The sequence below is a fragment of the Cytobacillus oceanisediminis 2691 genome (assembly GCF_007678455.1).
Taxonomy (GTDB): domain Bacteria; phylum Bacillota; class Bacilli; order Bacillales; family Cytobacillaceae; genus Mesobacillus; species Mesobacillus oceanisediminis_A.
Genome location: NZ_VEEP01000027.1, coordinates 1 through 2,944, shown reverse-complemented (window position 1 = coordinate 2,944; position 2,944 = coordinate 1). Strand labels below are relative to the sequence as shown.

The window sequence follows — 2,944 nt, the reverse complement described above, 5'->3', positions numbered from 1 at the left end:
CATGACCCAAGGGAGCAGTCCTTCTCAGAAACAGAAACTTATCAGTGGGATGTCTTCATCTCCGCAGAGGAAATCGCAAAAGGCAACCAGGAGAAGATCAGGGCGATGGTCGGGTTCCCGGCGGATGCAAAGCTTGTCTCGGTAGATGTTTCGTTGCCGCAGGCCTATGATCGATTCCTGCAGAAGGAATTGGCGAAGCTAGTCAAAGTGACGCAGCCTGAAACGCCAAAAACCCCGAAACCAGAGAAGAACTGGTGGGATATTGGATTAGGTGCTCTACAGGTAGTAGGAGGAGCAGCAGAAGCAGTCGGTGGTGCGGCATTAGCGATCTTCACAGCACCTACCGTAGCGGGTGCCTTAGCAGGATCCTATATGATCGTGGACGGCTATTACAACATGAAAGCCGGCATCAACCAGATGAGAAATGGCTTTATCGGAGAAAAACGGTACGACACCACTCATGGGTTGGAAGAAGCCTTCGCATCCCTGGGAGCGATGACAGGGCATGAAACCCTGGGAAGGGGAACGTATTACGCCGTTTCCATCCTCAACCCGTTAAGTGTTTCCGGGAAAATCAATTCAGGGGTAAACATCAGCAAAGCCGTGACAAGTACCACCAAGAGCCTGAAAGCAGTCGATACAGCGACGAAGGAAGCTCCACTTTTAAGAATGGATTTGCAGACCTTTGCGAAGAATCCAAGTGATGATTTAGTTGCTAAGGGTACGGGTAATTCTAGTAAGTGGTCTTCTGATAAAGGGATATACTCTGTTGCGTATGAAGTGAATTTACCAAAAGATATGTACCCTAATGTAAGTTCGCCAAGACACTTTCAAAATGCTAATGAGCAACTATATAATGCGTTCCAGAAGGATTCAAAATTTGCACAACAAATGGAAGGATTATACCCAGGAATTAATAAAGGTGTACAAGCAGGTAGCAGAGGGAAATTTTCACGTAATGCACCTACAAAAGAGGTAACTTGGCATCATCATGCAGACCGCGAAGGTGTGTTACAATTAGTACCAAGGAACCAACATCAAGCAAAAGGTCCAATACAACAAATTCTCCATCCAGGGGGACGTGGTGGAATGGAAAATTGGGGTGGTGGACGATAATTAATTGGAGGAATTAATTATGGAAAAATTAATAGAATTGAGAAACGTATTGTTGAATGCGATGGACTTCAATTGGGATGATTCGCTATTTTTATCTAGTAATGAAGAATGGTCTCTAAGCTCTAAGTGCTATTTATATAATTTAGATGATTTAGAGGATGATGAAGAAGTTCCTAAATTTGCTTTAGATAATGATTTTAAGTATGTGTTATCTATAGCCGATGTTCAAGATATTGTTGATAATGCACAGCAGCAACTTATAGAGTGCTCTGAATTAGACTTATTTGATGCATTTTATTATTATTATAAAAATGATGCTTTTATATCGTTTACTTAAGCAGCTGTCTCTCGTATGTTAGAAAAGCAAGAATAATACAGATTTATTAACCTTGATTGGCTAAATGCCTTTCAAGGTTTTTTTACTTTGCCTTATATCAAAAGTCAGCTGATATTTAAGTTGGAGAAAAAGAATATGATTTAATTGAAAATCGAAAGCTCATGAAGGTAGTACCATCATGGAGTATTGTTTTAATTCTTGGATAGTAAGAGAAGTACGATAGTTAGGCGAGATGACATTTTACATAGGAGAGGTAGTTATGACTTGGAATAGCTAACAAACTAACGAGAATGACAAAGCTTGTAGCGATAACAATGGGTAACGTAAAAGAGTGTTTCTGATACTACTTTGGCTTATAAATTTTGGGTTGTATTTTTCCTAGAGACGGTCGTATAATACTCGCTATTCGTTTAAAAATCGTTACGAAAATTACAATATATGTAATGGTAGCCAGCTGCAGAAAGCCGGAAAAGAGCGTTATGAGTATGACGACAACGGCAATGTCATCTCCAAAACAAACAGCGAAGGCAAGGTCCAGTACAGCTACAACAACAGGGACCAGCTGACCCTCGCCGAGTTCGAGGATGAAAGCTATGTCGGCTACTCCTATGACGGAATGGGACGCCGCATCTACCGGGAAGAAATGTCCTGGAAGGATTTTGACGGCCTGAAAAAAGGGCAGGAAAAAGGGAAAGGCAACGAGAATAGTAAGGGCAAGGCCAAAGGCAAAGCCAACTGCAATGACAACGCTAAATCCGGAAACGGCCCATTCAACAACCCGGGACAAGGCAAGAAGCTTGGCCTGTACAAGAAATACGGGGAGAATGGCCAGGATCATGTGTACCATAAGGAAACAACGTACCTGTACGAAGGCCTGTCCAATGTCCTCCATAAGGAATACAGCGCGACCGGATCTCCTTATGCAGAGTACTACAACGGACCGGACAACCAGATCGTCTCACGCAAGATGTTCGGCATGCATGGATTGTCCAACCCGGCACACGACCCGGCGCTGAAAACAACCGGCGGCATGCTTTACTACCAATATGACGGCACACGCGCAGTGTCCGAGGTGACCGACCGACACGGCGACATCATCGAGCGTTACCGCTACGACGCGTTCGGCAGCATCTTCACCGGAACAACGACGCCATACAACTACCATAGCTACACCGGCATGCGCTACGATGGGAAATCTGGCCTGGTCGACATGAACGCCCGCTGGTACAACCCGGGCAAGGCACGATTCATGAGCGAAGACACCTATCCAGGTGATGTCAGTCAGACTCAGACACTGAACCGCTATTCCTACGTCATGAACAACCCGGTCAACCAGTGGGATCCGACGGGGCATATGGCAGAAGATTTATTCGGAGGGGTAGTACCATCGTGGGTGAAAGCTGGAGAGACCAAACTGATCCAGGTGGGTACCAATACCCATGAATATTGGGAGCCAGTCTATCCGGGCACATCACCGAAACCAGTGCCATC

3 protein-coding genes and 1 pseudogene are annotated in these 2,944 nt (G+C 44.9%); all 4 read left to right on the top strand.

The window, feature by feature from the left end; genetic code table 11:
• The coding region (locus FS736_RS23350) for an HNH endonuclease (protein WP_144481512.1) at window positions 1–1,116 on the top strand (1,116 nt) is incomplete at its 5' end.
• A 19-nt stretch (window positions 1,117–1,135) separates the two neighbouring features.
• Window positions 1,136–1,453 carry a DUF7716 domain-containing protein gene (locus FS736_RS23345; protein ID WP_144481511.1) on the top strand — a complete coding sequence of 106 codons (318 nt, stop codon included), beginning with the start codon at window positions 1,136–1,138 and terminating at the stop codon, window positions 1,451–1,453.
• 436 nt (window positions 1,454–1,889) lie between these two features.
• Window positions 1,890–2,033, top strand: a pseudogene (locus FS736_RS25530) (hypothetical protein); the annotation flags it as partial.
• Window positions 2,034–2,069: 36 nt separating this feature from the next.
• On the top strand, window positions 2,070–2,944 hold an 875-nt coding region (locus FS736_RS23335), incomplete at its 3' end, for an RHS repeat-associated core domain-containing protein (protein WP_144481510.1).